We start from the raw sequence: 3,002 nt of genomic DNA on the forward strand, positions 1-3,002 counted from the left end.
GGTTCATATCCTTGCAGCATATTTTTACATGTCCCTAGATCCGGACAATCTGAACAACCTACACATTGTCCAATATATTCATATAACTTCACAAGACTGCGCTCAATCATAGAAGTTGTTACTTCGCCTTTATGCTCGTCTATAAATTCTTTCACACGCGGATGTGCCATCACTTCCGCCTTTAATACTTCATATCTGTTTTTAAAATTTTCATTTTCCATTAATTTTGTAAATGAATTTTGAATATGCTCCATTTTCTCACCTCAAAGAGCGTTCATTCTCTTCTATTAATCACGCTTATATTTTTTCAACACTTCTTCTAGTCGTTTTCGTTCATCTTCTAACGTACTTGTATCTTTTTCCGCACCTACATCATTTTTCACAGTTTCTTTTTCTTTCGGCTCTTCTTTCAACCAATCTGGTACCATTTCTTTTCGTACTGTTTTCTTCGCTGTACGACCTTTTTTCTTCGTCTCAGCCCATTCTTGGTATTGACGGTTTTCTTCTTTTGCTAGCGCCATTGCTTCAGCTACTGTACCGACCTTTTTACGAGCCCAATGCCCAGCAATCTTCTCCACATACGTTTTCGCAAGCTTCATATCTGAGCGTAGCATAACGTAATAAATAAGTACATTCACAACTCCTGGCGTTAATTTTTGATTGATCATAACATCCTCAACAATTTGCAAGTCCGCTTTCGTCGCCTCTGCACCACCAGAAATCTCTTTCAATAGTTGTTTTGGTGAGATTTCTTCTAATTGTTTTATAAGCATCTCTTCTTGCGATGAAGGCTCTTTCTCTTTCATCGTACGTGCAGCGTGCGGCTGTACTCTTTCACTTAATATTGGTAACGCTTGACCATTTTCGAATTGGTACCAATCGCGCGCTCCTTTTCTAAGCCTTTCCATATCAATTGTTTGCATCTCTGTCACCGCACCAAGAACGATATTTTGCATCGATAACACATCCACACCATACACGTAAGCAAGTGTAATGACACATTCTCGCACTTGATCTGTAATCGCCTTTTTAGGAACAAGAGCGGACAATCCGTCTACAAATAAGGAGAAATCAAAGAAATCGTTCCAAACTTTAGGAGCATCTCCCTTTTCATTATTTGGCATCATTGTCGCTTTTGGAATACGGAGTTCTTCTTGCGCATGCTCAAGCTGTCCTGGATTAAACGAATCAAACACCTCATTAAAAGAACGTGTAATATTTTCATAAGAAGCAAAATCAAATTCTTCTTCTAAGAAATATTGTTTTACTTGATTATATTTTGTCCGACTCAATCGATTGTATAAAAAGATACTTAAAACAATATCATCAAAAAACTGCTTTGGAGATAAAGGTGGTTGCAATTCGTATATAAACATTCGAATATCTTTTTCTTTCTTAATATATACCTTTAAAAGCCCAATTGCCTCTAGCTTTACTCGTTCCTCATATATTTCGGGAAGTTGCATTTGCATGGTCACCATAAGGGAATGATGTGTATTCTCTTTTCCAAATACACGATCTTGCTCTAACGCCCCCCATAGCGTCATGTACAAGCTAAAAGCTCTACTACCTATTAACGGCTGATACAACATCGTTAACACTTTTCGGTCGTAATTATGTAGTAGTCCTTTCGTACTTACTTTATAACGATCAATCGGCAATAGCTCCATCCATGACTGTTTTTGCATTCTTGCTTTTCCTTTCTCTCATCCAATCTATCCTCTAATTCATTCGTTCTATCTTCATTATATATTTTATCCCGCTATTTGCGGGCAGTAAGACTCCCACATCAAAATTCGGCGAATGCACGAAAGTTTGGTAGGAGATACCTTCCCGTAAATGCCCGATTAGTGAAGGCTAATACTCATTTTGGAATGAACAAAATCCCCAATGATTATTAGCGAAAAAGAGCTATTAGCTTACGCTTCTAGCTCTCTTACCTCATTACTTACAGTATGTAAAGAGAATTGAATACAGCTTCTATTCTCTTTCTTTTTGCAGTATATCTTTTAATTCTTCAATAAATACATTTAAATCTTTAAATTGACGATATACAGAAGCAAAGCGTACGTAAGCAACATCATCGATATCACGAAGTTCTTCCATAACAATTTCACCAATCATATCACTTTTCACTTCTGATATACCTAAATTACGAAGTTCACGTTCCACACTTTGTGTTACTTCCTCTAATTGTCTTAAAGATACTGGTCTTTTCTCACATGCTTTAATTAAACCGCGTAAAATCTTTTCTTTATTAAACTCTTCTCGTGTGCCTTCTTTTTTAACAACGATAAGAGGTGACTCTTCTACTCTTTCAAATGTCGTAAAGCGACTTAAACAACTTTCACACTCTCTCCTTCTTCGAATAGAGCGCCCTTCGTCTACCGGACGCGAATCTAACACTCTTGTGCCATTATGAGAACAGGATGGACAACGCAATTCATTCACTCCCTTACAATTTAATTTTTATTTTTCTCTACTTCATTCACGTAAAAATATATATACAATATTATATAACTCATTCTAATGCTCTTACCACTCTAAGTTTAAATACATGATTTCATCATCTATTTTCCCAACAAAATAAAATGGTAGATGTTGCACTAACTTATGTGTGAGAGCTCCATTTAACTAACTAATGAACACGTTATGTCTTTCCTTTTTTATAAACTAAAAAAGAGGTGCATTATACACCTCTTTACATTTTAAATCAATTATGTTCTTTTTTAAAGAGCTTTTGTTTCTCTCTGCTTAATTTCGAAGCTACCAGTGCCTCGAGGAAGCTCGATGCTCTCACGCGTTTTCGCGTTTAAACCTTCTGCAATATATTCTGCAGCAACATTTGGATCAATACGATCCCCACAAGTATAAACATCAATACTTGCGTAACCGTGCTCCGGAAAGCTATGAATTGTTAAATGTGATTCCGAGATAATTACTACTCCACTTACACCTTGTGGTGCAAATTTATGGAAAGCAACCTCACGCACTTCAGCACC

At 36.6% G+C, this 3,002-nt stretch carries 3 protein-coding genes and 1 pseudogene; all 4 read right to left on the minus strand.

Annotated features, from left to right (window positions below; translation table 11 throughout):
• A pseudogene (locus tag JDS92_RS29840) lies at window positions 1-254 on the minus strand (primosomal protein DnaI); the annotation flags it as partial.
• Between the two features lie 33 nt (window positions 255-287).
• Window positions 288-1,688 (minus strand): replication initiation and membrane attachment family protein, encoded by a 1,401-nt coding sequence (locus JDS92_RS29845; protein WP_001171837.1) that lies wholly within the window; start codon window positions 1,686-1,688, stop codon window positions 288-290.
• Window positions 1,689-1,980: 292 nt separating this feature from the next.
• Window positions 1,981-2,442 carry a transcriptional regulator NrdR gene (nrdR, locus tag JDS92_RS29850; RefSeq protein WP_001203687.1) on the minus strand — a complete coding sequence of 154 codons (462 nt, stop codon included), beginning with the start codon at window positions 2,440-2,442 and terminating at the stop codon, window positions 1,981-1,983.
• Between the two features lie 287 nt (window positions 2,443-2,729).
• A partial coding sequence (gene speD / locus JDS92_RS29855) for an adenosylmethionine decarboxylase (RefSeq protein WP_199633022.1) occupies window positions 2,730-3,002 on the minus strand: 273 nt, incomplete at its 5' end.

Origin of the sequence: Bacillus cereus group sp. N12, assembly GCF_016483575.1 — a bacterium.
In the GTDB taxonomy this organism is placed as follows: domain Bacteria; phylum Bacillota; class Bacilli; order Bacillales; family Bacillaceae_G; genus Bacillus_A; species Bacillus_A toyonensis.